Annotated in this window: 19 protein-coding genes; 4 read left to right on the forward strand and 15 right to left on the reverse strand. The window is 62.2% G+C overall.

What is annotated here, in order from left to right; translation table 11 throughout:
* Nucleotides 1-86 precede the first annotated feature (86 nt).
* Nucleotides 87-512, forward strand: coding sequence for a nucleoside diphosphate kinase regulator (rnk, locus tag BQ4888_RS07010; protein WP_092055622.1), 426 nt, complete (start codon nt 87-89; stop codon nt 510-512).
* Between the two features lie 219 nt (nt 513-731).
* Here rnk and BQ4888_RS07015 read toward each other — a convergent pair whose 3' ends face one another.
* The 6 genes from BQ4888_RS07015 to BQ4888_RS07035 all read right to left on the reverse strand — a co-directional run bounded on the left by BQ4888_RS07015 (nt 732) and on the right by BQ4888_RS07035 (nt 8430).
* Complete coding sequence (locus BQ4888_RS07015) at nt 732-1955, reverse strand: YbfB/YjiJ family MFS transporter (protein WP_092055624.1); 1224 nt, start codon at nt 1953-1955, stop codon at nt 732-734.
* Between the two features lie 119 nt (nt 1956-2074).
* The gene (locus tag BQ4888_RS07020) at nt 2075-5107 is read right to left on the reverse strand and encodes a pilus assembly protein (protein ID WP_092055626.1); all 3033 of its coding nucleotides are present in this window, start codon (nt 5105-5107) and stop codon (nt 2075-2077) included.
* Nucleotides 5108-5137: 30 nt separating this feature from the next.
* On the reverse strand, nt 5138-5665 hold the full coding sequence (locus BQ4888_RS07025) for a hypothetical protein (protein WP_092055628.1): 528 nt from the start codon (nt 5663-5665) through the stop codon (nt 5138-5140).
* Nucleotides 5662-6297 carry a PilW family protein gene (locus BQ4888_RS07030; RefSeq protein ID WP_170232782.1) on the reverse strand — a complete coding sequence of 212 codons (636 nt, stop codon included), beginning with the start codon at nt 6295-6297 and terminating at the stop codon, nt 5662-5664. The genes BQ4888_RS07025 and BQ4888_RS07030 overlap by 4 nt, the downstream gene beginning before the upstream one ends.
* A gap of 4 nt (nt 6298-6301) precedes the next feature.
* Nucleotides 6302-6709, reverse strand: a complete 408-nt coding sequence (locus BQ4888_RS17325) for a type IV pilus modification PilV family protein (protein ID WP_170232783.1) — start codon at nt 6707-6709, stop codon at nt 6302-6304.
* An 86-nt stretch (nt 6710-6795) separates the two neighbouring features.
* On the reverse strand, nt 6796-8430 hold the full coding sequence (locus BQ4888_RS07035; RefSeq protein ID WP_092055635.1) for an ABC-F family ATP-binding cassette domain-containing protein: 1635 nt from the start codon (nt 8428-8430) through the stop codon (nt 6796-6798).
* Nucleotides 8431-8682: 252 nt separating this feature from the next.
* Here BQ4888_RS07035 and asd point away from each other — a divergent pair, with 252 nt between their 5' ends.
* Both asd and tsaA read left to right on the forward strand, forming a co-directional pair.
* Entirely contained in the window at nt 8683-9780 is a 1098-nt protein-coding gene (gene asd, locus BQ4888_RS07040; RefSeq protein WP_092055639.1) for an aspartate-semialdehyde dehydrogenase, read from the forward strand.
* A gap of 121 nt (nt 9781-9901) precedes the next feature.
* Nucleotides 9902-10621 carry a tRNA (N6-threonylcarbamoyladenosine(37)-N6)-methyltransferase TrmO gene (gene tsaA, locus BQ4888_RS07045; protein WP_092055643.1) on the forward strand — a complete coding sequence of 240 codons (720 nt, stop codon included), beginning with the start codon at nt 9902-9904 and terminating at the stop codon, nt 10619-10621.
* Between the two features lie 72 nt (nt 10622-10693).
* On the opposite strand, the gene BQ4888_RS07050 is transcribed toward tsaA, so the two are convergent.
* Together BQ4888_RS07050 and BQ4888_RS07055 are read right to left on the reverse strand one after the other, a co-directional pair.
* The gene (locus BQ4888_RS07050) at nt 10694-11821 is read right to left on the reverse strand and encodes a DUF362 domain-containing protein (protein WP_092055646.1); all 1128 of its coding nucleotides are present in this window, start codon (nt 11819-11821) and stop codon (nt 10694-10696) included.
* 72 nt (nt 11822-11893) lie between these two features.
* Nucleotides 11894-13081 (reverse strand): diguanylate cyclase, encoded by a 1188-nt coding sequence (locus BQ4888_RS07055; protein WP_140396613.1) that lies wholly within the window; start codon nt 13079-13081, stop codon nt 11894-11896.
* Between the two features lie 158 nt (nt 13082-13239).
* On the opposite strand from BQ4888_RS07055, the gene BQ4888_RS07060 reads away from it, so the two are divergent.
* Entirely contained in the window at nt 13240-13683 is a 444-nt protein-coding gene (locus tag BQ4888_RS07060; RefSeq protein ID WP_092055652.1) for an Hsp20/alpha crystallin family protein, read from the forward strand.
* A 104-nt stretch (nt 13684-13787) separates the two neighbouring features.
* On the opposite strand, the gene glnE is transcribed toward BQ4888_RS07060, so the two are convergent.
* From glnE to gatC, 7 genes are all read right to left on the reverse strand, one after another.
* Nucleotides 13788-16991: a bifunctional [glutamate--ammonia ligase]-adenylyl-L-tyrosine phosphorylase/[glutamate--ammonia-ligase] adenylyltransferase gene (gene glnE, locus BQ4888_RS07065; protein WP_092055655.1), complete on the reverse strand. Its 3204-nt coding sequence runs from the start codon at nt 16989-16991 to the stop codon at nt 13788-13790.
* Nucleotides 16991-18037, reverse strand: a complete 1047-nt coding sequence (mtnA, locus tag BQ4888_RS07070) for an S-methyl-5-thioribose-1-phosphate isomerase (RefSeq protein WP_092055658.1) — start codon at nt 18035-18037, stop codon at nt 16991-16993. The genes glnE and mtnA overlap by 1 nt, the downstream gene beginning before the upstream one ends.
* 73 nt (nt 18038-18110) lie before the next feature.
* Complete coding sequence (locus BQ4888_RS07075) at nt 18111-18440, reverse strand: nucleotidyltransferase domain-containing protein (RefSeq protein WP_170232785.1); 330 nt, start codon at nt 18438-18440, stop codon at nt 18111-18113.
* Entirely contained in the window at nt 18422-18820 is a 399-nt protein-coding gene (locus BQ4888_RS07080; protein ID WP_092055664.1) for a nucleotidyltransferase substrate binding protein, read from the reverse strand. The genes BQ4888_RS07075 and BQ4888_RS07080 overlap by 19 nt, the downstream gene beginning before the upstream one ends.
* A gap of 67 nt (nt 18821-18887) precedes the next feature.
* Nucleotides 18888-20336, reverse strand: coding sequence for an Asp-tRNA(Asn)/Glu-tRNA(Gln) amidotransferase subunit GatB (gene gatB / locus BQ4888_RS07085; RefSeq protein ID WP_092055667.1), 1449 nt, complete (start codon nt 20334-20336; stop codon nt 18888-18890).
* A 104-nt stretch (nt 20337-20440) separates the two neighbouring features.
* Nucleotides 20441-21910 carry an Asp-tRNA(Asn)/Glu-tRNA(Gln) amidotransferase subunit GatA gene (gene gatA / locus BQ4888_RS07090; protein ID WP_092055670.1) on the reverse strand — a complete coding sequence of 490 codons (1470 nt, stop codon included), beginning with the start codon at nt 21908-21910 and terminating at the stop codon, nt 20441-20443.
* An 82-nt stretch (nt 21911-21992) separates the two neighbouring features.
* A complete protein-coding gene (gatC, locus tag BQ4888_RS07095) occupies nt 21993-22280 on the reverse strand; it encodes an Asp-tRNA(Asn)/Glu-tRNA(Gln) amidotransferase subunit GatC (RefSeq protein ID WP_092055673.1) in 288 nt (95 codons plus the stop codon).
* Nucleotides 22281-22331: the final 51 nt, after the last annotated feature.

Here is a 22331-nt window from a genome sequence, read left to right on the forward strand (position 1 = left end):
CTTGCCTAATGGGGCAAAGTCTGTATGATGCCGGGTTTTATCCGGTGAAGGGGAGAGCCCCCAGGCCGCGAAAGGAGATAGATATCATGGCCCGAGCCAAAAAGGAAAAACCGATCTACATTACCGAATTCGATCTCGAACGTCTGGAGCGACTGCTGGAACAGACCGGGCGCGGCGCCCGCACCGCCAAGCACTTAGAGGCGCTGGAGGACGAACTGAGCCGGGCCGAAGTGGTCGAGCCCAAGGATATTCCCGCCAACGTCATCACCATGAACTCGCGGGTGCTGCTCAAGGATCTCGACAGCGGCGAGGATACGGAGTACACCCTCTGCTTTCCCGCCGAGGCCAATCCCGCCGAACGCCGGGTCTCCATCCTCGCTCCGGTCGGCACCGCGCTGATCGGCTACCGCACCGGCGACACCATCACCTGGCAAGTCCCCGGCGGCGCCCGCCGCTTCAAGGTCGGCAAGATCCTCTATCAACCCGAGGCGGCGGGGGATTTTCATCGATAAAAGCATCGATGCGGTTCGCTTTGCTCACCGGCATCCTACTGTGTTGATTTCCAGCCGTAGGATGCGGTGACGGAAGGAACCGCATCGTTTTTTGCCCGACGGAACCATCGATGCGGTTCGCTTTGCTCACCGGCATCCTACTGTGTTGATTTCCAGTTGTAGGATGCGGTGACGAAAGGAACCGCATCTTTTTTTGGGCGGAATCGCGATGGGGGTCGTTCAATGCGGTTCCGCCGGTTTCGGCAGCAGGCCGGTCAGCAGGGCCGCCAGGGCGGTGGAGGCGGCGGAGAGGAGGTAGGCCGGGGCGAAGCCGCCGAGGGCCTGGCCGAGCATCCCGGCGCCGGAGGGCCCCAGGGTCTGGCCGATGGCGAAGCAGAAGGTGAGCAGGGAAAAGGCCGCCGCCGCTCGCGACAGACCGAGATAGTCCCCCACCGCCGCCGCCATGATGGTCGGAATGGCGAACATCCCCAGCCCGTACAGCACCACCGAGACGAACATCGCCCAGGGGCCGAAGCCCGATCCGGCCAGGCCGTAGGCCGCCGTTTGCAGGATGAAGACCGCCATTAGCCCCCATTTTCGGCCGATGTGGTCGGAGAGGGCGCCGAAGCTCACCCCGGAAAAGATCGCGAAAAATCCCACCCACGACCAGAAGAGCCCCGCCGTCCCCTCGCCGAAAGCATATTCCTCCACCAACGTCGTGACGATGAAGGTGCCGTAGATCAGATAGGTGGCGCCGAAGATCGCGTAAAGCAGCCCGAGCTGCGCCAGCACCCGCCCCGCCCCCGGCGCTTCGTGGGGTATCAGCTCAGCCTCGCGCGGCGCCTGAATGCGGCCGACCGGCTCCAGGCCGAGATCGGCCGGGTCGTTGCGCAGGAGCAGCCCGACCACCAGGGCCAGCAGCAGGATGATGCCGCCGAGGATCAGCCAGCCGGCGCGCCAGCCGTTGGCGCCCAGCACATCATTGAGCCAGGGGATGAGGAAGCCGGAGAGGATGATGCCGACGCCGTTGCCGGCGACCATCAGCCCCGCCGCCCGCCCGCGCCGTTCGCGCCGGAACCAGTGGGAAACGAGGACCATGATCGGGATATTGGCGAAGCCGCCGCCGACACCGACCAGAGCGTAAAGCCCGACGATGACGGCGAAACTGCTGCTCTGGCTGATGCCGAGCAGGGCCAGGGCGATCAAGGCCAGGGCCAGGGAAACGAGCAGGCGCGGCTTGACCCGGCGCAGCACCAGCGGCGCCAGCCCCACCGAAATCAGGTAGCCGACGAAGTTGCCGGTGCTGACGAAGCCCATGCGGTCATAGCCGAAGCCGAGATCGGCGCGCATGGCCGGCAGCAGCATGCCGAAGGAAAAGCGCGCCAGCCCGAAACAGCAAAAGAGCGTCAGCGCGCCACAGAGGGCGATGATCCAGGCGTAGTGGAAGGGAAGGGGGCGTTTCATGATCGGCCGATTCCGTTTTCGGGCTGCAAAGGGAGGGCTAACTTAGCATCCCGAAAGGGAATTTGGCCAATGAAAAAAGGCGGCCGGAAAGGCCGCCTTTTTCGTTGGGCGTGTTGACGTCAGCGAATCTGTCGCCAGAAGAATTGTTTGAATAGAACATCATCGTCGTCGCCACCGGGCGGATCTTTTGTGACGACGCCGCCCTCGACGCCAACCACGATTTTAACGGCATCATCGGTGGTGACGACTGCCGGTGCCGAGGGGATGGAGGTTCCGATATCCATTGAGCGGGCCGGTTCACCTTCAATCAGGAACTTTCCCCCGCCGTTCATGTAGTCGATGGCGTAGAGCCGGGCCACACCGCGATCCAGGTTGCTGCTGCAGGGGTCGGTGAAGCTTTCGGTGTCGGTGCCGGGGGTGTAGGTCGTGAAATAAAGCACCTTGTTATAAAGAAGCGGCGACGAGACGATTTTCTCCCCCGGGCTGTTCAGGCGCATGTACCAGCCTTTTTTTTCCGTCAGGGCGGCCTGGACGACGGCCTTTTCTTCTTCGCTGCCGAGTTGAACCTTGTTGGTCGTAACGTCGACCAGATCGGCCGGGGCCAGCGTCTTGTATTCGACATCGGCGCCGAGGCCGATATTGATCCAGGTGCTGGGTATGGCGTAAATCGCATCGGTAAAGCCGGTGCCGGTGGGGTCTTCCCGGTCGCCGGTGCCGATGTAGAGCATTTCGCCGAAGGCCGCGGCTCCCACTTCCGGAGCGTACATGAACTTTTGGCCGAGTTTGATCGTTTGGCCGTCGACCGTCAGGGTCGCGGGCAGATCGAAGAGCCGATGTTTTTCCCAGACTCCTGTTTGGTCTTTGTCGCGCAGTGCCAGAATATTGCCCCCCAGGTCGCCGGCATAGATCATGTCGACAATACCGTCGATGTCCCGGTCGATGGGGCCGGCATCGAGGATGCTGTGGGTCATGACCGGCCAGAGGGCCCCATTGACGTTCAGGCCGGTCACCACCCCGGTGTCGGGGGCGATGGCGTAAATGGCGCGACCGGCCGTATCCGTCGCGGCGGGCGATTCCGTATTGTCCTGATTCACGGCGTCGTAGCCGCCGGTCAGCAGCAGCAGATCCTGGGCCTCATCACCGACCTTCAGTTTGATCTCCCGGGGAAGCGTCCACGACTGCCCCAGGGTGGCTCCGGTCTCTACGAATTCCATTTCGCCGTCTTCATCCCAGTCCAACTGTTCCAGGTGTGCTTCATTGACGGCGTATTTGTAGACGGGTTGCAGGGGGTCGGTGATGTCGAGGACATAATAGTATGGGCCGCCCCGGCGTTCGCCGAACATGAGCAGGGTACTGTTTTCCCGCTCGATGAACGAAACCGAGCCGTCGACGAAATAGTCGTGACCGTCGTCGAGCAACTTCTGCAAGCGGGGAAGTTGATCGGGAGGAATAAACGCCCAGAGTTCGTTGCCGGTGTCGCCGTCGAAGGCGTGCAGCATGCCGTCATTGGCGCCGACATAAATGTACGATTTGCTGCCGTCGTCAACTCCGTCCGCGTTGGAATCGAAGGGGATTTTTTGCACCGCCGGACCCGAATGAACGATGTCGCCCAGCGGCCAATCCCGGTCTTCGGCGCGGACCGAGGTGATGATGCCCTCACGCAGGGCCGCGCTCACATCGAGCAGACTCTCGGTAATAAGGGCATTGTCCACGCTGAAGCGGTTGGCGGCGTGGGTCAGGCTGGTGGAATTGCCGGTGATGAAGGTATAAATATTACGGCTGTCGTTCGTAACCAATTTAGCCCCAGCCCCGCCTTGGTCAACATTGTATCCGTCGGGAGCCGCCGACCACAAGGATTGGGCCGTCGCCTTGATCATGCCGTTGGCGTCGGTCGCGGGCTGATCGTTGGCGTCGAGGATGACGCCGGTAGTCGAGAGCTTGTAGGCCTTGAGGTTGCCTTGCCAGCGACCGCTCTGCTTGGGTTTGAAGAGGCCGAGATAGATCCGGTCGCCGGCATAGGCGCGGTTGCTGCTGCTCGCCGGCACCACCGGCGCGACAAAGGAGGCGTTGCGCTCCTGAATACTGTCGATGATGCTGTCGAAGGCGTTTTCCAGTTCGGCGGAGTTCTGGGCCGTGAAATATTCTCCCCCGCCGCGCCGGGCGGTACTTTCCAGAAGGGGCTGGGCGGTTTTGAAGCCGATGGTATAGGTGGTGACCGACTGGTTTTCGAAAAGCTCGTCCCCCTGTCCCATGGCCGGGAGCAGGTCGGTGTTGCGCAGGTAATCGGCGACGTCGTCGAGGAGCGAGTCCGCGACCCCCTCGTCCTTGAGCAGCGGCTGGCTGCTGTCGATATACTTTTTGTTCTTCAGGCTGTCGTCGTGGGTCGGCTCGCCGTCGGTCATGAGGATGACGTAATTCTTCTGGCAGCGGTATTGAATGGGGGTGGTGTAGGTGATGAACCGATCATTGACTTTGTTGAACCAGCTGGTTTTCCCGGCGAAGTAGAGACCGGCCTCGGCCAGGGTTTCCGCCAGGGGGGTCCAGGTGGTGGCGCGGATGCCGTTGACGGCGGTGATGAGATCGGTCGGGTTCGTGCCCAGTTCCCGGTCGAGCTTGCCCCCCTCCTCGAAGTTGAAGGTCATCAGGCCGAAGTCGACATCCTGGGTGGCGCCGAGCAGGTTGACCACCGCTTCCTTGGCCACGTCCAGACGGGTGCGCAAAGGGTTGGCGGTAAGCCAGTTGAGGTAGTTGCCCTGGTAAAGATCGCGCCGATCCTGGCCGCGATTGCTGCAGACGGCGTTATTTCGGTTCAGGCGGACCCGGGCATCCAAGGCCAGGCCATTCTGAGACAGGTCGGCATTGACGTCGGCGCAGGTGACATGGCTCAAGTCGGTGACGAACTCGTCGTAGTCGCCATCATCCTCCTCGTAGATTTTGCTTGGCGTATAGCTGCCGGTGTAGGTCTTGGTCCGGTCGTAAGGGGACGGGGCCACGTCCCGCTCCGCCATCGACCCGGAATTGTCGAAAATGATCAGGACATTCGGTTTGACCTCGATGGAACCGGCGCCGTAAACGTCGAGGTCCTCGGCGTGCACAGCCGTCGCACCGCTTAGAGAGAAAAGCAGGATCAGAAAACAAAGCCTTTTTTTCATGGAGACATTCCTTGTCTTTGAAAGTGACAATTATTTGCTCCTGACCCAGACGCCCGCCTGAATTTCCCTGCTGCCGTCCGGGGAAACCGCGTTGACGCCAAATCGTCGTTTGTAAACCGCATTTCCGGCAACAATGCTGTTGCCTTCAATGAAGTCCGAGTGTTGCTGGTGGGGCAGATTATATTGCGCCGATGCATCCGGGTCAAAGTTCTGAATCTGACGAATGGTAAGGGTGGCAAGCGATTCGCTGTCCTTGTCTTCAATCTCACGTTGCAGGGCTTTCGTTGGGTCGATGTTGTAAAGATTGCCTTCCCGATAGAAGTCAATGACATCATTGAGCCAGTAGCTTTGATCCGCATAGGCTACGGAGAAGGCGGCATCGGTGGAATAGAACTGCTCGAAGCCTGTTTTTTTTCGAGCCAGCCATTTGAATTCACCGGTGGTGCGCGTCAGGGCGAAGCCCCACACCAGGCTGAGAAAAAAAACGATGGCGATGATATAGGGGAGGGCGGCACCCCGTTCGCCGGCAATCATGAAGTGTTTTTTCAGCTCACTCATAGATTTCGTCCCCGTACGGTCGTGGTAAATACGCGGTTGATGTCGCCGCGCTGTTTGACTTTGTCATCGCTCATTTCCAGACGAACTTCAATCGCCTTGATTTCTTCAAGTAGATCCGGGTCGGCATCCGGTTCGCCCAAGTCGGCATTGTCGGCGTCAAAATACCGGAACGGTTTGTTTGTTCCATCAGGGAGGTAAAATCCGCCGGTATCAAGGTCCGAAATGCTATCGCTCATAATGACCCAGTTGGCGCACGAAGGGGTTTCCTCCTCGTCTTCGTCATAACACCGCCGCAACGAGCCGTTAACGAATTCGAAGGTAACCCGTTCTTCTTCACCCTCTTCGATTCCCCCGCTCAGATTACTGTCCAGCACCACCCGCAATTTGGTGGCCGTCGCTTCTTCGATCCCGTTGATGTCCTCATCCTCCCGCGGATTCAGTCCCGCCTCGCGGAGCACTCGCACCATCTTGTCAATGGTTTCGCGACCGGCGGATTGCAGGTCAACGGTCTTGTCCTGATCGGAAAGTGTGTCGTTCAGGTTGATGAAGGTGGAGACGACAAGCCAGCCGATGATCCCGGCAATGGCCATGACGACAATCAATTCGATCAGGGTGATTCCTTTTTGGCCCATGTGCTTATTCCCGAACCAGCGTCTTGAGTGAAAAATTGTGTGCGTCCGAGGTAATCGTAATCCAGACATGGTCCGGTTTTTCCGGGTCACCAGGTCCAAGGGCGCGATAATAGTCGCAATCAACGGGTTCACATTCATAGGTGCAGGCAAGGTCGCTTCTCGGGTCGGCATCCCCGGGGCAGGCGTCGAGATTGATCAGGGTGTCGACCGGGGTATTCAGCAGGATTTCCAGTTTTTCCTGGGCGAGAAGGCGGGCTTCCGTCATGGTCTGCGATTTGGAGTTGCCGCGAATCGCGGTTATGACCATGGTCAGAATCGCCATGGTCGCGATGGTGAAAATCACCAAGCCAACCAGCAGTTCGATGAGGGAATACCCTTGACCGTTATTTAAGGGTGAAAATCTTCGCTTCACCGGCAAAGCTCTTTCGCAAAAGGTGGAGTGCCACGGACGAAATTGTTGCCTAAGAGTTTACTTAAGATGCAATTTTTACGCCGCCTTTACCCCGCCCGATGCTCGCGTCCGGTCTTGTCCAGGTAGTATTCGTAATCCCCCTCGTAAACCCGCATTTCGCCGTGGTCGATTTCGAAGACCCGGTTGACCAGGCTGCGCAGGAAGTGGCGGTCGTGGCTGACCAGGACGACGGTGCCGTTGAAGCCTTGCAGGGCTTCGAGAAGAACTTCCCGGGACTGGATGTCGAGGTGGTTGGTCGGTTCGTCGAGGATCAGGAAGTTGAGGGGTCGGCCGAGCAAGGTCGCCAGCACCAGCCGGCTCTTCTCGCCGCCGGAGAGCTTGTCGACCCGCTTGTCGACGTCGTCCCCCTGAAAGAGGAAGGCGGCGCAGAGGTTGCGCAGCACGCCGATGTTCACCTGGGGCAGGGCGTCCTGCACCGTTTCGAAGACGGTGCGTTTGGGGTCGAGCAGGTCCATGGAATGCTGGCTGAAGTAGCCGGGAAAGACGTTGGCGCCGATGGCGACAGAGCCGGTGGTCGGCTCGGTCTGCCCGGCGAGAACTTTAAGAAAGGTCGATTTGCCGGCGCCGTTGACCCCGACCACGGCAATCTTCTCGCCGCGACGGATCAGCCCCGAGACTCCGCCAAATACCGATTTCTCTCCGCCATTCGGCAGGGGCCAGGTTTTGCTTAAGCCGTCGATGCGCACGACGTCGTCGCCACTGCGGGGAGGCTCGGCGAATTCGAACTTGATGGTTCTCTGCTCCGGGGGGATTTCGATGCGCTCGATCTTCTCCAATTTCTTGACCCGCGATTGCACCTGGGCGGCGTGGCTGGCGCGGGCGGCGAAGCGGGCGATGAATTCTTCTTCCTTGGCCAGCATCTCCTGCTGGCGACGGTGGCTGGCCAAAAGCTGCTCGCGGCGGATTTCCCGCTCGCGCAGATAGAAGTCGTAGTTGCCGCCGTAGGTGGTGATGGTGCCGCCGCCGACTTCGATGATTCGCGTCACCAGCCGGTTCATGAAGTCGCGGTCATGGCTGGTCATCAGCACCGCCCCCTTGAACTCCTCGGCCAGCCAGTTTTCCAGCCAGACGATCGATTCGACATCCAGGTGGTTGGTCGGCTCGTCGAGGAGGAGCACGTCGGGGTTGATCGTCAAAATTTTGGCCAGGGCGATGCGCATCTTCCAGCCGCCGCTGAAGCTTTCCACCGGCCGGTCATAGTCGTCGGGACCGATGCCGAGACCGGTGAGCACCGCCTGGGCGCGGGCTTCGAGATCGTAGCCGCCGCGATGCTCGAACTCTTCCTGGGCCTCGCCGTAGCGTTCCAGCAACGCGGCGAGGGCGTCGTCTTCCATCGGCTCGGCCATGGCCGCTTCCATCTGCTGGATCTGCTCGCCGAGGTGCATGGTGCGGGCGGAGGCGGCCATGACCTCCTCCAGCGCGCTGCGTCCGGCCATGTCGCCGACTTCCTGGGAGAAGTAGCCGATCACGGTCTTCTTCGAACAACTGATGTCGCCGCCGTCGGCGTCTTCCTCGCCGGTAATCAGGCGGAAAATGGTCGATTTGCCGGCACCGTTGGGGCCGACCAGGCCGCTGCGGCTGCCGAGGAGGATCTGAAAGCTGGCTTCTTTAAAGAGGACGCGGGCGGCGTGCTGGCGGGTGATGTTGGTCAAATGGATCATAGGGAAACTCCGTCGGAAAAAAGTCCCGCTCTGTTAGCACAGGGGCAAGCCCGGCGCAAGGGGTTTAAAGGATTCCGTGTTTCCCGTGGACATCCAAGGTTTTACGGTTTTTTCATCCGCAACGCTCGAAAAATAGAAAATATTTTTATTTTTCTGCCGTATACGCTATCGCGCCCCTTAAATTTTTTCCCCGTTTCGGTTATACTCCGGTAACTTTCATCCACAACCCCTAGTGTAAAAGGAGTCCACATAATGAACGTCGGTATTGTTGGTTGGCGGGGCATGGTCGGTTCGGTCCTCATGCAGCGCATGCAGGAGGAAAACGATTTCGCCGGAATCGAGCCGGTTTTCTTTTCCACTTCCCAGGCGGGCGGGGCCGCGCCCATGGGTGCCGGTACCCTGAAGAGCGCCGATGACATCAACGAGTTGAAGAAACTCGACGTCATCCTCACCTGCCAAGGGGGGGACTACACCAAGGCCGTCCATCCCGAGCTGCGCAAGGCCGGCTGGAAAGGCTACTGGATCGACGCCGCTTCCACCCTGCGCATGGAAAAGGACGCGGTCATCATTCTCGACCCGGTCAACCGCAACGTCATCGACAAGGCGCTGAAAAACGGCCAGAAGGATTTCATCGGCGGCAACTGCACCGTCAGCCTGATGCTCATGGCCCTGGGCGGGTTGTTCCGCAACAATCTGGTCGAATGGATGACCTCCATGACCTACCAGGCCGCTTCCGGCGCCGGCGCCCCCAACATGCGCGAGCTGCTGTCGCAGATGGGCGCGCTCTACGGTACCGTCGACAAGGAGCTGGCCGATCCCGCTTCGGCGATTCTGGAGATCGACCAGAAGGTCACCGCCGCCCTCCGTGACGGCTCGCTGCCGACCAAGGAATTCGGCTTCCCGCTGGCCGGTAACCTCCTCCCCTGGATCGACCGCGAGGTCGAGGACGGCCAGAGCCGCGAGGAGTGGAAGGGCCTGGTCGAGACCAACAAGATTCTCGGCACCGAGAAGCCGATTCCCATCGACGGCATTTGCGTCCGTGTCAGCGCCATGCGCTGCCACAGCCAGGCGCTGACCATCAAGCTGACCAAGGACGTGCCCATCGCCGACCTCGAGGCGATGATCGCCAACGACAACGAGTGGGCCGAGCTGGTTCCCAACACCAAGGCCGAGAGTCTCGCCAAACTGACCCCGGCGGCGGTCTCCGGCACCCTCAAGACCCCCGTTGGCCGGGTACGCAAGATGAAGATGGGTCCCCAGTACCTGTCGGCCTTCACCTGCGGCGACCAGCTGCTGTGGGGCGCCGCCGAGCCGCTGCGGCGCATGGTCCGCATCCTCAGCGAGAAATAATCCGGTATCATGAAAATCGGGCGAGGCGGTGCCTCGCCCCGACCTCAAAAAAGGGGCCAGGCGCTGTTGCCTGGCCCTGATCTTTTCCCCCCTTTGGCAAAGGGGGGAGAAAGGGGGGATTTTGGAATTCACCTTCCGGCCCGTCGGCATTATCCGTTCCTGCTTCAAGGAAAAGTTCGGCATTCCCCGCCAGCCGGGGCTGGTCCCCGAAGCCCGCGCCCATCTCGAACTGCTCCCCCCCTTCAACCGCGCCGAAGCCCTGCGCGGCCTGGATGAGTTCTCCCATCTCTGGCTGCTCTTCGTCTTTCACGCCAGCCCCGATACGCCGAACCAAACGACGGTGCGCCCGCCACGCCTCGGCGGCAACCGCCGCCTGGGAGTCTTCGCCACTCGCGGCACCCATCGCCCCAACCCCCTCGGCCTGTCGGTGGTGAAGCTGCTGGGGATCGTGGAGGATCAGGGCCAGTGGCGGCTGGAACTGCAAGGGGCCGATCTCCTCGACGGCACCCCGGTCCTCGACATCAAGCCCTATCTCCCCTATGCCGATGCCCTGCCCGATGCCCACGGCGGCTTCGCCGACGTACCCCCGGCACCGAGCCTGCGCGTCGACTTCACCCCCGAGGCCCTCGTCCGCTGCCGGGAACTGGCGGGAGAACGACCGGGACTGCACGCGCTGATCGAACAGATCCTGCAATACGACCCCCGTCCGGCCTATCGCAAAGGTCAGGAAGTCGATCGGATTTACGGTCTGCGGTTGTTCGATCTGGATGTGCGCTGGCGGGCCGGGGAAGGATGGGCGCGGGTGGTGGAGTTGGCGCGGGTAGAGGACGGCTCGGACTAAAGGGCTACACAAGAATAATTTACAGCAGGGGGCCAGGGCGCACCGATGTGCACCCTGGCCGTTTTTTTTCCTCTACCAGCTCTGGTTCTTCGGTTCCAGTCGCACCAGCTGATAATCCTGGGTGCCGAGGCCGATCTTTTCGCCGTGGTCGAGGGTGACGCGCCAGTCGATGTCGGGGTGGACGCCGCGAAACTTGTCGCCGCCTGGTGCGTGGCCGCTTGCCAGGGCGCAGTCGGGCAGCCCTTGGGCGTTGTTGACCAGGTCGGCGCAGGCCCGGTCGAGGGCCACCGGGTCGGTGGAAACGAGGATGCCGAGGTCGGGGACGATGGGGGCGTCCGAGTGGCCGTAGCAGTCGCAGGCCGGGGAGACCTGGGTGACGAAGTTGACGAAGAGGGTCTTGCCGTTCTTGCCGTGCAGGGCGCCCTTGGCGTATTCGGCCATCTTCTTCATCACCAGCGGCGCTTCCTCGTTCCACTGGATCTGGATCGCCCTGACCTCGCAGACGGCGATGCAGCGCCCGCAGCCCGTGCATTTTTCGCTGTCGATAATGGCCTTGCCGGCGACGACGCGGATCGCTCCGTGGGCACAGGCGCGCAGGCAGACGCCGCAGCCGGTGCAGCGTTTCGTGTCGACTTCCGGGGCGACGGTGGAGTGCTGTTCCATCTTGCCGGCGCGGCTCGAACAGCCCATGCCGAGGTTCTTCAGGGCGCCGCCGAAGCCGGTCAACTCGTGGCATTTGAAGTGGGAAACGGTGATCAGGGCGTCGGCTTCGAGAATTTCCAGACCGATATCGACGGTTTCGAACATCTCCCCGTTTACCGGGACGCGCCGCGCCGAGTGGCCGCGCAGGCCGTCGCACATGATCAGCGGGGCGCCGGCGACGGCATAGGCGAAGCCGTTTTCGATGCCGCAGGTCAGGGCCGAGACGGCTTCTTTGCGTTCGCCGGGGTAGAGGGTGCAGGAATCGGTGAGAAAGGGCTTGCCGCCGAGCTGCTTGACCCGGTCGACGATGCGGCGGATAAAGACCGGGCGGATGTAGGCATGCCCTCCCTTTTCGCCAAAGTGGATCTTGATGGCGGTGAGCTCGTCGCGGCCGATGATGCGGTCGACACCGGCGGCATCGAGCAGTCGCAGCAGCTTGCCGAAGAGATTTTCCTTATGCCCGGCGCGGAGATCGGCCAGATAGACGGTAGCGGACATGGTACGCCTCCTTGGGGGATGAGTCGGGATGGGACTTGCAGGGGGAAAGGCTACCACGGATGTCGGCTGAATTCAAATCGCCGGGGGGGGGTAATCCCTGTTCGGGGAGGAGAGGGTAGCCATCCTGGGGCGTTCCGGCAGCAGCAGGCGCAGACTTTCGGGGAGCTCCACAAACTCCAGACCGATGCGCACCAGACCGTTCTCCTCCAGCTTTTCCACATGCCGGACCCAGCCGTCGAGGTCGCAGGTGACGGGCCAGAAAGGCTGCTTGAAACGGATACCGAGAAGTTCGCCGGCGGTCAGCTGGTCGAGGCTGCAACCGAAGGAGAGCCCGGTGCGGCTGATGTCGAAACTCAGGCCCGGCTGGAAGGGTTCACCCGGCGCCAGGGTAAACTCCACCAGCGACAGGCGTTTGTGACGGATTTCCCGGCGTTGGCCGTTGAGGGGCGGGCTGATGCTGTTGCGCTGTTCCTTGGCCCGGTAGAGCTCCTCGTCGGCTAACGCCAGCAGATCGACGGCCGAGGCGCCGTTTTCGGGGCAGACGGCGATGCCGGCGCTGATCGTCAGGTTGCCCCGGTCCATGAGTTCCTGCCCCGGGTAGGCGGTCTCTTCGACGGCGGCGCGAATCCGTTCGGCGACGGCAAAGGCTTCGTCCTGTCCGGCGCGATGAAGGAGCAGGGCGAATTCCTCGCCGCCGTAGCGGCAGGCGATATCCCCCTGGCGCAGATTGAACTGAAGGATTTCCGCGGTGCGGCGCAGGGCCTGATCGCCGGCGAGATGGCCGCAGCGGTCGTTGTACTGCTTGAAGTGGTCGAGATCGAGGAGGGCCACGGCGAAACGGCGATCCCCGGTTCCGGCCCGGTGTTCGAGCAGGCGTTCGAGATGGGCTTTGAAATAGGTCTGGTGGTAGAGTCCGGTGAGGCCGTCGGTGATGGAGGCCTGACGCATGGTTTCCAGGTGCTGGGCCTCGACAATGCGCGGGTCGCGGATTTCGTGGGTGACGGCGTGGAGGTAGTCGAGCAGGGCGGCGCGCAGGCGCCCGGAACGGTTGTTCTCGGGGAAGATCCGGTCGCGGTGCAAAAGTGCGAGATGCCAGTGTTTGCGGGCGGCTGCGGGAGGGAAGATTTTGGAGGTCAGTTGCCGCAGCGCTTCCTGGTAGACCTCGTCGCCATAACGAAGGGCCAGACTCTCGATGGCGGCGGCCAGGCGCAGGTCGTCGTCCCCCGACTCCTGCAGCATTTTGCGGATCAGTCCTTCCATGCCGATTTCCCCCTTCAATTCTCTCGGACCGCTCGTTTATAGCATTGTTTTTTCTCGAACTCCAGCCGTATCATGAAGTCCTTTTTCATGACTGATTTCAGGGGGGGGACGAACGGTCCTCACCCGCTAAGGCAGTAAACAAGCGACGGGAGGTAAAGATGGTCATGACCCGATGGAGCCCCTGGCCCGAACTGCGTTCCATGCAGGAACGCATGGAACGCCTGTTGGAGATGAGCCGGGAACGGAGCGCCGGTGAGCCCTTCGAACAGGGACGGTGGCAGCCGGCGGCAGATGTCTATGAGGATGAGCGGGAGGTCGTCATCAAAGTGGATCTTCCTGAGGTCGATCAGGAAGATATCGATGTGCGCATCGAGGAGGGAACCTTGATTGTGCAGGGGGTGCGGCGCCTGGAGCAGGAGGAACGTCAGTCACGTTACCAGCGGATCGAACGGGAGCACGGCCCCTTCAAGCGGGTCTTCGCCCTGCCGGCGAGTGTCGACCCCGACCGGACCGTCGCCCGCTGCGACCGGGGGGTGCTGAAGATCGTCCTGCCGAAAAAGCCGGACGTCCAACCCCGCCAGATCGAAATCAGCCTCGGCTGATTCCTGCAGGCTCTGCCGTCATCCCCATCCGTAGGATGCGGTGACGCAGGAACCGCATCGCGGTGTCGGTGCGGGGGCTGATGCGGTTCCTGCGTCACCGCATCCTACATTGTCGAGCTTTCCGCCGCCTCGTCGTTACCGAGTAGGCGGTCGAAGATGGCCCGAATCTTTTCTGTCACCTGGCGGTATTCTTCCAGAAAGACCTCGTCCGGGCGCCGGGGACGCTCGGGGTAGCCGAGGCGGCGGGCGAGTTTGAGCAGGTAAGCGCGGTCGCCGGAAAGGTCGTTGATTGACTGGTCATGGACCAGGCGCAGGCGGTTTTCCAGGCGGCGCAGAAATTTGTAGCCGTTTTCCAGGTCGGCGCGGTCTTCCGGGGCGAGAAGGCCTTCTCCTTCCAGGGCGGCCAGGGCTCCCAAGGTGTTGCTGACCTGCACGGTTGGGTGGGCGGCGCCGTGGAGGATCTGCAGATATTGGACGATGAATTCCACGTCCACCATCCCCCCGCGACCAGTCTTGATGTTGAAATGACCGGCCCTCTCCTTGGCGATTTCACTCTCCATGCGCGCCCGCAGTCGGCGGATCTCGGTTTGCAGTTCCGCCGGCACCGGGCGCAGGTAGACGATCTCGCGGTTGATCGCCTCGATTTGCCGGGCCAGGATTTCCGGACCGAGGACGACCCGCGCCTTGGTCAGTGCCTGGCGTTCCCAGGGGGCCGCCGAGGATTCGTGGTAGCGCCGGTAGGCGGCCAGGCTCGTCACCAGCGGCCCCTGGTTCCCCGAGGGGCGCAGCCGGGTGTCGATCTGGTAGACGGAGCCTTCGCGGGTCATCAGGGTCAGCACCGAGATGATCCGTTGCGCCAGCCGGGCGAAGTATTCGGGATTGCTCTGCCCCCTGAAGCGGTCGGGCTCGGTCCCCTCTACCGGCCGGGTTTCCCCCTCCCCCTCGTAGATGAAGATGATGTCCAGATCCGAGTGGTAGTTCAGTTCCATCCCCCCCAGCTTGCCCATGCCGACAATGGCGAAACCGGCCTCCTCGCCGCTCTCTTTGCAAAAGGGGAGGCCGAAACGGGGGATCAGCTCCTCTCGGGCGATGGCCACCGCCTGCTTCAGGCAGGCATCGGCGAGAGAGGAGAGCTGGGAAGTCAGCTCCCCCTGCGGCGTTTTGCCGTGGGTGTCGCTCATGGCCAGGCGCAGGAATTCCTCGTTGCGGAAACGTCGCAGAATTTCCAGCTTATCTTCGTAATTGTCCGCCTCGGCGAGGAGCGCAGCGAGATCCCCTTCGATGGTTTCGCTGTCCTTGTAGGTCAGGGCATGGGCGCCGGAAACGAGGGAATCGAGGATTTCCGGGTGCTGGATGAAGATCCGCGAGAGGAACTGGCTGGTGCTGAACAGGGAGATGAGCACAGTGATGATCTCGCGATTCTCCGACAGCAGGGCGTAAAAGGTCCCTCGCGCCCGGCGCACCGCCGTGGTCATGAAGCGTTCGAGGTTGAGCAGGGCCATTTCCGGCTCGGGGGAGTCGAGCACCGCCTGCATCAGCAGCGGGGCGATACGTTCCAGCTGGCGCCGGGTGCGGCGGGTGATATGGGCGTGGGGTGGCCCGTCGCGGAGGGTGAGCAAGGTCTCAAAGGCGGCATCAGGGTTTTTGAAACCCTTCTCCTCTAACAGGTCCTTGATCAGATCGACATCGGCACCGGGATCGAAGAGGAAGCTGACTTCCGGGCGGACCTCTTCGCGGCTTTCCGCCTCGCTGGTGTAGAAGAGGTCGCGGTAGATCGCTTCGACGCCGCTTCGGTGTTTTTCCAGAGCGAGGGCGAAAGCGGCATGGTTGGGGAAGCCGCAGCGGCGGGCCAGGGCCTGGCGTTCGGCCTCGGTGGCGGGGAGGTTGTGGGTCTGACGCTCCTGCACCACCTGGATGCGGTGTTCGGCGGTGCGCAGAAAGATGTAGGCCTCGCGCAGGGTGTCACGCACCTCGGCGCTGATCAGTCCTTCTTTCTGCAGTCGGTCGAGGGCGCGCAGGGAATTTTTTTCCCGCAGGGAGGGCTTGCGCCCCGAATGGATCAGTTGCAGGGCCTGGATGAAGAACTCGATCTCGCGGATGCCCCCCCGGCCGAGTTTGAGATTGGTTTCCGCCTCCTGCTTGCGGGCCAGGCTCTGGTCGATCTTCTGTTTCATCCCCTTGATGTCCTCGACCATGCCGTAGTCGAGGTAGCGGCGAAAGACGAAGGGTTCCAGGCTTTTCAACAGCCGTTTGCCGAGGGGGATGGTGCCGGCCACCGGCCGCGCCTTGATCAGCGCCGCCCGCTCCCAGCTCTGCCCCCAGCTTTCGTAGTAGACCTCAGCGCTGCGCAGGGAGTTGGCCATTTCGCCGCTGTTTCCTTCCGGACGCAGGCGCAGGTCGACGCGGAAGACAAAGCCGTCTTCCGTCGGCTGGCTGATCGCCTTGGTGATGAGTTCCGCCAGTTTGCAGAAGTAGGGATGGAGGTGGATGCGGTTTTTGACGGCGCCGGTGGGATCAGGGACGCCGCTGCTCAGGCCCCGTTCCGAGGAATAGAAGTAGATCAGGTCGATGTCCGAGGAGAAGTTGAGTTCGCGGCCGCCAAGCTTGCCCATGCCGAGGATGGTGAACTCTGCTTCCCCCCCGGGTGCACCGTTTTCTCCGTCCAGAATCGGCGCGCCGTATTCGGCCCGCAGCAGGACCGTGCAGACTTCATAGGCTCGTTGCAGGGTGGTGGCGGCCAGGGCCGAGAGTTCGGCGGTGACTTCCACCAGGTCGGCCAGCCCTCCCAGGTCGCGGGCGCCGATGCGCAGCATCTCCCGGGATTTGTAGCGGCGCAGCCCGTTCTGCAGTTCGGCGAAGGGGGCCGTTTCGGGAATCCGCTCACGCAGTTCGGCGAGCATCGCCGTCTCGTCCTTGCGCCGACGGATTTCCCCGCCGGCGAAAAGATCCTCGAAAAAGTCCTTTCGCCGGCAAAGAATGCCGGTCAAGAAGGGGGAGGCGCCGAGCACGGTGAGGAGCAGGCGCCGGTCTTCCGGCGCGGTCAGCACCGCCGTCAGACTCTCGCGCGGGAGGCCGTTGCCGAGACGTTCGAGGCTGTTCAGGACGAGGTCGGGATCGGCAGCGGCATGGGCCGCTGCCGTCAGGGTCGCGAGCAGCTCTGCATCCCCGAGCAACTCGTACAGCAGTTCCAGGTTGGTGGCGGTCTTCTCCGGCTCGGCGAAACCGAGCTCCCGCGCCAGTTCCCGGCGGGCGTCCGGTCCCTCGGCCAAGGTCCGGCGCAGACGTTCGGCGAGGGCCGCCGGGGTCATCAGCGCACCCGGGACATGAGGGTCTTGAGCCCCTCGCCATAGTCGCCGCGCGCGATCCCCCATTCGGTGATGATGGCGGAAATGAGCCGGGCCGGTGTCACATCGAAGGAAGGATTGCGTACCGCCACGCCGCTCGGGGCGATCTGCTTATCGCCGCAGTGGGTCACCTCGCGGGCATCCCGCTCTTCGATGGGGATCAGGCTGCCGTCGGCCAGGCTCATGTCGATGGTTGAGGTCGGCGCGGCGACATAGAAGGGGAGGCCGTGCTCCTTCGCCAGCACCGCCACGGTGTAGGTGCCGATCTTGTTGGCGGTGTCGCCGTTGGCGGCAATGCGGTCGGCGCCGACGATGACGCAGTCGATCTCCCCCTTGCTCATCAGGTAGCCGGCCATATTGTCGCAGATCAGGGTGACGGGGATGTTGTCCTTCTGCAACTCCCAGGCGGTCAGCCGGGCGCCCTGCAAGAAGGGGCGCGTCTCGTCGGCCAGCACCGAAATGTTCTTGCCCGCCAACTGGGCAGCGCGGAGCACGCCAAGGGCGGTGCCGAAGCCACCGGTGGCCAGCGCCCCGGCATTGCAGTGGGTGAGCACCCGCGCCCCATCGGGGATCAGTTCCTGGCCGTGGCGGCCCATGGCCATGTTCACGCGGATATCCTCATCGGCGATGGCCATCGCCTCATATTCGAGGACGATTTTTATGTCCGCCACCGGATAGGAGCTGTTCGCCTTGGCGAAGTTTTTCATCCGCTCCAGCGCCCAACTGAGATTGACCGCTGTCGGCCGGGTTGCCGCCAGCGTCGCGCAGACCTTTTCGAAGCGGGCGAAAAAACGGTCGAAATCTTCCTCGTCGATGTCGCGCGCGCCGAACCAGGCACCGAAGGCCGCCGCCACGCCGATGGCCGGCGCACCGCGCACGACCATGGTGCGGATCGCCTCGGCGACCCCCTGGTAATCGAAATAATCCCGCCAAACCTCTTCGGTCGGCAGCAGACGCTGGTCAATCATCCGGCAGACGCCGTCACGGTATTCGATAGGTTTTATGGCCATGGATGATTTCTCCGAAATCGGTGATTGGTTGTCAGTGATTGGCAAAGGCGAAAACCAATGACCACTCACTGGTTTATTGTTTTTCCGGCAACGGATAAAACCGCCGTCCTTCCTGAACGATCTTTTCCTTCAGCGGGATCTCCCCCAGTTTGTCCCAGTGTAGCAGGTCGAGCTTGAAGACCAGGGGCAGGTCGTCGATCTCGTTCCAGAGTCGGGAGAAGTCACGGTCGCTCAGGTTCGGGGCGACGACTGCCAGGTCGAAGTCGGACCAGGGTTTGTCGGTGCCCTTGGCGCGGGAGCCGAAGATGAGCACCTGTTCGATCTGGGGATAGCGTCGGAAGATCTCCGCCATGTCGGCATAGTGCCGTTCGGCCAGGCCGAAAATCAGCCGTTCGTCAGCCATGTCCGGCATTTCTCGGCGAGTTGTCGAAAAAGGGGCAACCCTCGCCCGACAACGAAGTCGTACACGTCGTCGGCCAGCTTTTCGTGGTAGGTATGGCTGGTGAGGTTGCGTTTCTTCTGCATATCGGTCCAGAGATTGCCGTCCTCGATCAGTCCGGCCTGCAACGCCTCCTGTACCGTTTCGCGCGGGGTCCGCACCGGCAGTCCTTCCGCTTCGAGCTTCAGCTTCAACATCTTCCAGCTCAGTTCGTGGGTGAACTCGAAGCGTTGAATGACCGAGTCGCGGACGAATTCATCCTTGGGCAGCGCCGCCGCTTTTTCCAGTTGCGTCAGCGCCTTGAGATAGTCGCCGATGCGTTCCTGTAGCCGAGCTTTATCCATGGATGATCTCCGATAAAAGCGGTGATCGGTTTTCGTCCTTGCCAATCACTAATCACCAATCACTGGTTTAACCTTGCAGTTTCTTCTTCAGCAGCTCGTTCACCGCAGCCGGGTTGGCTTTGCCCTGGCTGGCTTTCATGACCTGGCCGACGAAGAAGCCGAAGACCTTTTCTTTGCCGCCTCGGTATTCCTCGACCTGACCGGGGTTGGCGGTGATGATCTGGTCGATGATCGCTTCGATCGCCCCGGTGTCGGTGACCTGCTTGAGTCCCTGCTCGTCGATGATGGTGTCGGCGCTCTTGCCGCTTGTCCACATGGCGTCGAAGACGGTCTTGGCGATCTTGCCGGAGATGGTGTTGTCGTCGATGCGTTTGAGCATCCCGACCAGAAGTTCCGGTGAGACCGGGGCCTTGGCGATGGAAATCCCTTCGTCGTTGAGGCGACGCTGGACCTCGCCCATCACCCAGTTGGCGCAGGCCTTGCCGTCATCGTGGAGCCGCACGCAGGCGTCGAAGTAATCGCCCATGGCGCGCTCGGCGGTGAGCACTTCGGCGTCGTAGAGCGACAGGCCGTATTCGCGGACAAAACGCTCCTGCTTGGCTTCCGGCAGTTCCGGCAGTTCCTGACGGGCGCTCTCGATCCACTCGGGGGAGACGACGATGGGGACCAGGTCGGGATCGGGGAAGTAGCGGTAGTCGTGGGCCTCTTCCTTGCCGCGCATGGAGCGGGTCGTACCGGCGTTGGCGTCGAACAGGCGGGTTTCCTGCACCACCTTGCCGCCGTCCTCGATCACCTCGATCTGCCGCTCGATTTCGTACTCGATGGCCTGCTTGATGAAGCGGAAGGAGTTGATGTTTTTCAGCTCGGCGCGGGTGCCGAGTTCCTTTTGCCCCCAGGGACGGATGGAGACGTTGGCGTCGCAGCGGAAGGAGCCCTGTTCGAGATTGCCGTCGCAGACGCCAAGGTAAACTACGATTTGATGCAGCTTCTTCAGATAGGCGATGGCTTCGTCGGAAGAGCGCATGTCCGGCTCGGAGACGATCTCCAGCAGCGGCGTGCAGGCGCGGTTGAGGTCGACGAAGGAGGCGCCGACGGTCTCCGGGGTGTCGCCGTGGATGAGCTTGCCGGCGTCCTCTTCCATGTGGATGCGGGTGATGCCGATGGTTTTCGGGCCGCCTTCCTCGGTTTCGATCTCCAGATGCCCGTGCTCGCAGATCGGCAGCTCGAACTGGCTGATCTGATAGCCCTTGGGCAGGTCGGGATAGAAGTAGTTTTTGCGCGCCATGACCGAGCGGGGGGCGATGGTGCAATGGGTCGCCAGGCCGGTACGGATGGCGTATTCCACCACCTGCTTGTTGAGCACCGGCAGGGCGCCGGGCAGACCCAGGCAGACCGGGCAGGTCTGGGAGTTGGGCGCCTGTCCAAATTCGGTCGGACAGCCACAGAAGATCTTGGTCTTGGTGGTCAACTGGACGTGGACTTCCAGTCCGATGACGACTTCATATTTGGATTTCATGGTGAATCCTTATTCGATATTTTGGTAGGGGCGCACCGCGTGCGCCCTTGGCACGGGCAACCGGGATGGAACATGGGCGCACATCGGTGCGCCCCTACGCCCTATCAGATATTCGGCGCCTGCTTGTGCCAGTCCGTCGCCTGCTCAAAAGCATAGGCCGCCTGCAGGATCGTTTCCTCGCCGAAGGGCCGTCCGATCAGCTGCAGGCCGATGGGCAGCCCGGCCGAGGAAAGGCCGCAGGGGAGGCTGAGGGCGCAGGTGCCGGCGAGGTTGACCGGAATGGTGAAGATGTCCGACAGGTACATCTGCAAGGGATCGGCGGTCTTCTCGCCGATCTTGAAGGCCGGGGTCGGCGCCACCGGGGTGAGGAGCACGTCGACCTGATTGAAAGCGTCGAGGAAATCCTGGCGGATCAGGGTGCGCACCTTTTGCGCCTTGAGGTAGTAGGCGTCGTAGTAGCCCGAGGAGAGGGCGTAGGTGCCGAGCATGATGCGCCGCTTGACTTCGTCGCCGAAACCGGCGGCGCGGCTCTTCATGTACATGTCGATGAGCCCCTGCCCTTCGTCGACGCGCAGGCCGAAGCGTACGCCGTCGTAGCGGGAGAGGTTGCTCGACGCCTCGGCGGTGGCGACGAGATAGTAGCAGGCCACAGCGTAGGCGGTGTGGGGGAGGGAGACCTCGACGAATTCGGCGCCCATCTCGCGGCAGACACGGATCGCTTCGTCCGTCGCCTGGCGCACCTCGGGGTCGAGGCCGTCGATGAAATATTCCTTGGGCAGGCCGATCTTCATCCCTTTGATGCCTTGCCGGAGATTTTTCCGGTAGTCGGGCACCGCCCGGTTGACCGAGGTCGAGTCGGCGCGGTCGTGACCGGCGACGGCGCCGAGCAGGATGGCGCAGTCCTCCACGTCGCGGGTGACCGGGCCGACCTGATCGAGGGAAGAGGCGTAGGCGATGACGCCGTAGCGGGAGACCCGGCCGTAGGTCGGTTTGAGGCCGACCACGCCGCAGTGGGAGGCGGGCTGACGGATCGAGCCGCCGGTATCGGTGCCGAGGGCCGCCACCGTCTGCAGGGCCGCTACCGAAGCCGCGCTGCCGCCGGAGGAGCCGCCGGCGACGCAATCGAGATTCCAGGGGTTGCGCACCGGCCCGAAGGCGCTGGTTTCATTGGAGCTGCCCATGGCGAACTCATCCATGTTCAGCTTGCCGAGAATCACCGCCCCCTGCTCCTTGAGCTTGCGCACGGCGGTGCCGTCATAAGGGGGGATGAAGTTGTCGAGGATTTTCGAGGCGCAGGTGGTGCGCACCCCTTCGGTGACGAAGATGTCTTTGAGCGCCAGGGGAATGCCGTTCAGAGGGCCGAATTTGCGCTCGCCGCACTCGCTGGACAGCAGTTTGTCGGCCGCTGCGGCCGCCTGCCGGGCGCTGTCGCCGGTGACGGTGATGAAGGCGTTGAGTTGCGGGTTGCTGGCTTCGATGCGGGCGAGAAAGGCCTCGGTCAACTCCAGTGAGGTGATCTCGCGCCTGAGCAGTCGTTGGTGCAGGCCGTGGATGGTGAGATCCGTCAGTTCCATGCGGGTTTACTCCAAAAATGATGGCGGGCGCCGGCGGGAGGTTTTTCCCCTCACTCCTAACGCCTCACTCCTTACGAACAACTTATTCGATGACCTTGGGCACCCGGAAACAGCCGTTGCCGGCATCCGGCGCGTTGCTCAACGCCCGCTCGGCGCCGAGGGCCGGCGCGATCTGGTCGGGACGGAAAGCGTTTTCCATGGGGACGGCGTGGGCCGTGGGGAGGATGCCGTCGGTGTTCAGTTCGTTGAGCTGGTCGACATAGCCGAGAATGGCGTCCAGTTGGCCGGTGAGGGCTGCCAGTTCGGCCTCTTCCAGAGCCAGGCGGGAGAGGCGGGCGACCTGTTCGACCTCAAGGCGGGTGATTTTCATGGGATGACCTCGATTTTTTAAGATGGCGGAAACAGGGCCGGACGATACCAC

The organism is Desulfuromonas acetexigens (genome assembly GCF_900111775.1).
GTDB classification, from domain to species: Bacteria; Desulfobacterota; Desulfuromonadia; order Desulfuromonadales; family Trichloromonadaceae; genus Trichloromonas; species Trichloromonas acetexigens.

Excerpts from the sequence above, each read along its gene's own strand:
- BQ4888_RS07060 (WP_092055652.1), top strand. The coding sequence starts at position 13,240 with ATGGTCATGACCCGATGGAGCCCCTGGCCCGAACTGCGTTCCATGCAG.
- BQ4888_RS07015 (WP_092055624.1), bottom strand. The coding sequence starts at position 1,955 with ATGAAACGCCCCCTTCCCTTCCACTACGCCTGGATCATCGCCCTCTGT.
- gatC (WP_092055673.1), bottom strand. The coding sequence starts at position 22,280 with ATGAAAATCACCCGCCTTGAGGTCGAACAGGTCGCCCGCCTCTCCCGC.
- glnE (WP_092055655.1), bottom strand. The coding sequence starts at position 16,991 with ATGACCCCGGCGGCCCTCGCCGAACGTCTGCGCCGGACCTTGGCCGAG.
- rnk (WP_092055622.1), top strand. The coding sequence starts at position 87 with ATGGCCCGAGCCAAAAAGGAAAAACCGATCTACATTACCGAATTCGAT.
- BQ4888_RS07025 (WP_092055628.1), bottom strand. The coding sequence starts at position 5,665 with ATGAGTGAGCTGAAAAAACACTTCATGATTGCCGGCGAACGGGGTGCC.
- BQ4888_RS07035 (WP_092055635.1), bottom strand. The coding sequence starts at position 8,430 with ATGATCCATTTGACCAACATCACCCGCCAGCACGCCGCCCGCGTCCTC.
- BQ4888_RS07075 (WP_170232785.1), bottom strand. The coding sequence starts at position 18,440 with ATGGCTGACGAACGGCTGATTTTCGGCCTGGCCGAACGGCACTATGCC.
- BQ4888_RS07055 (WP_140396613.1), bottom strand. The coding sequence starts at position 13,081 with ATGGAAGGACTGATCCGCAAAATGCTGCAGGAGTCGGGGGACGACGAC.
- BQ4888_RS07080 (WP_092055664.1), bottom strand. The coding sequence starts at position 18,820 with ATGGATAAAGCTCGGCTACAGGAACGCATCGGCGACTATCTCAAGGCG.
- mtnA (WP_092055658.1), bottom strand. The coding sequence starts at position 18,037 with ATGGCCATAAAACCTATCGAATACCGTGACGGCGTCTGCCGGATGATT.
- BQ4888_RS07050 (WP_092055646.1), bottom strand. The coding sequence starts at position 11,821 with ATGTCCGCTACCGTCTATCTGGCCGATCTCCGCGCCGGGCATAAGGAA.
- gatB (WP_092055667.1), bottom strand. The coding sequence starts at position 20,336 with ATGAAATCCAAATATGAAGTCGTCATCGGACTGGAAGTCCACGTCCAG.
- BQ4888_RS07020 (WP_092055626.1), bottom strand. The coding sequence starts at position 5,107 with ATGAAAAAAAGGCTTTGTTTTCTGATCCTGCTTTTCTCTCTAAGCGGT.
- gatA (WP_092055670.1), bottom strand. The coding sequence starts at position 21,910 with ATGGAACTGACGGATCTCACCATCCACGGCCTGCACCAACGACTGCTC.
- BQ4888_RS07030 (WP_170232782.1), bottom strand. The coding sequence starts at position 6,297 with ATGGGCCAAAAAGGAATCACCCTGATCGAATTGATTGTCGTCATGGCC.
- asd (WP_092055639.1), top strand. The coding sequence starts at position 8,683 with ATGAACGTCGGTATTGTTGGTTGGCGGGGCATGGTCGGTTCGGTCCTC.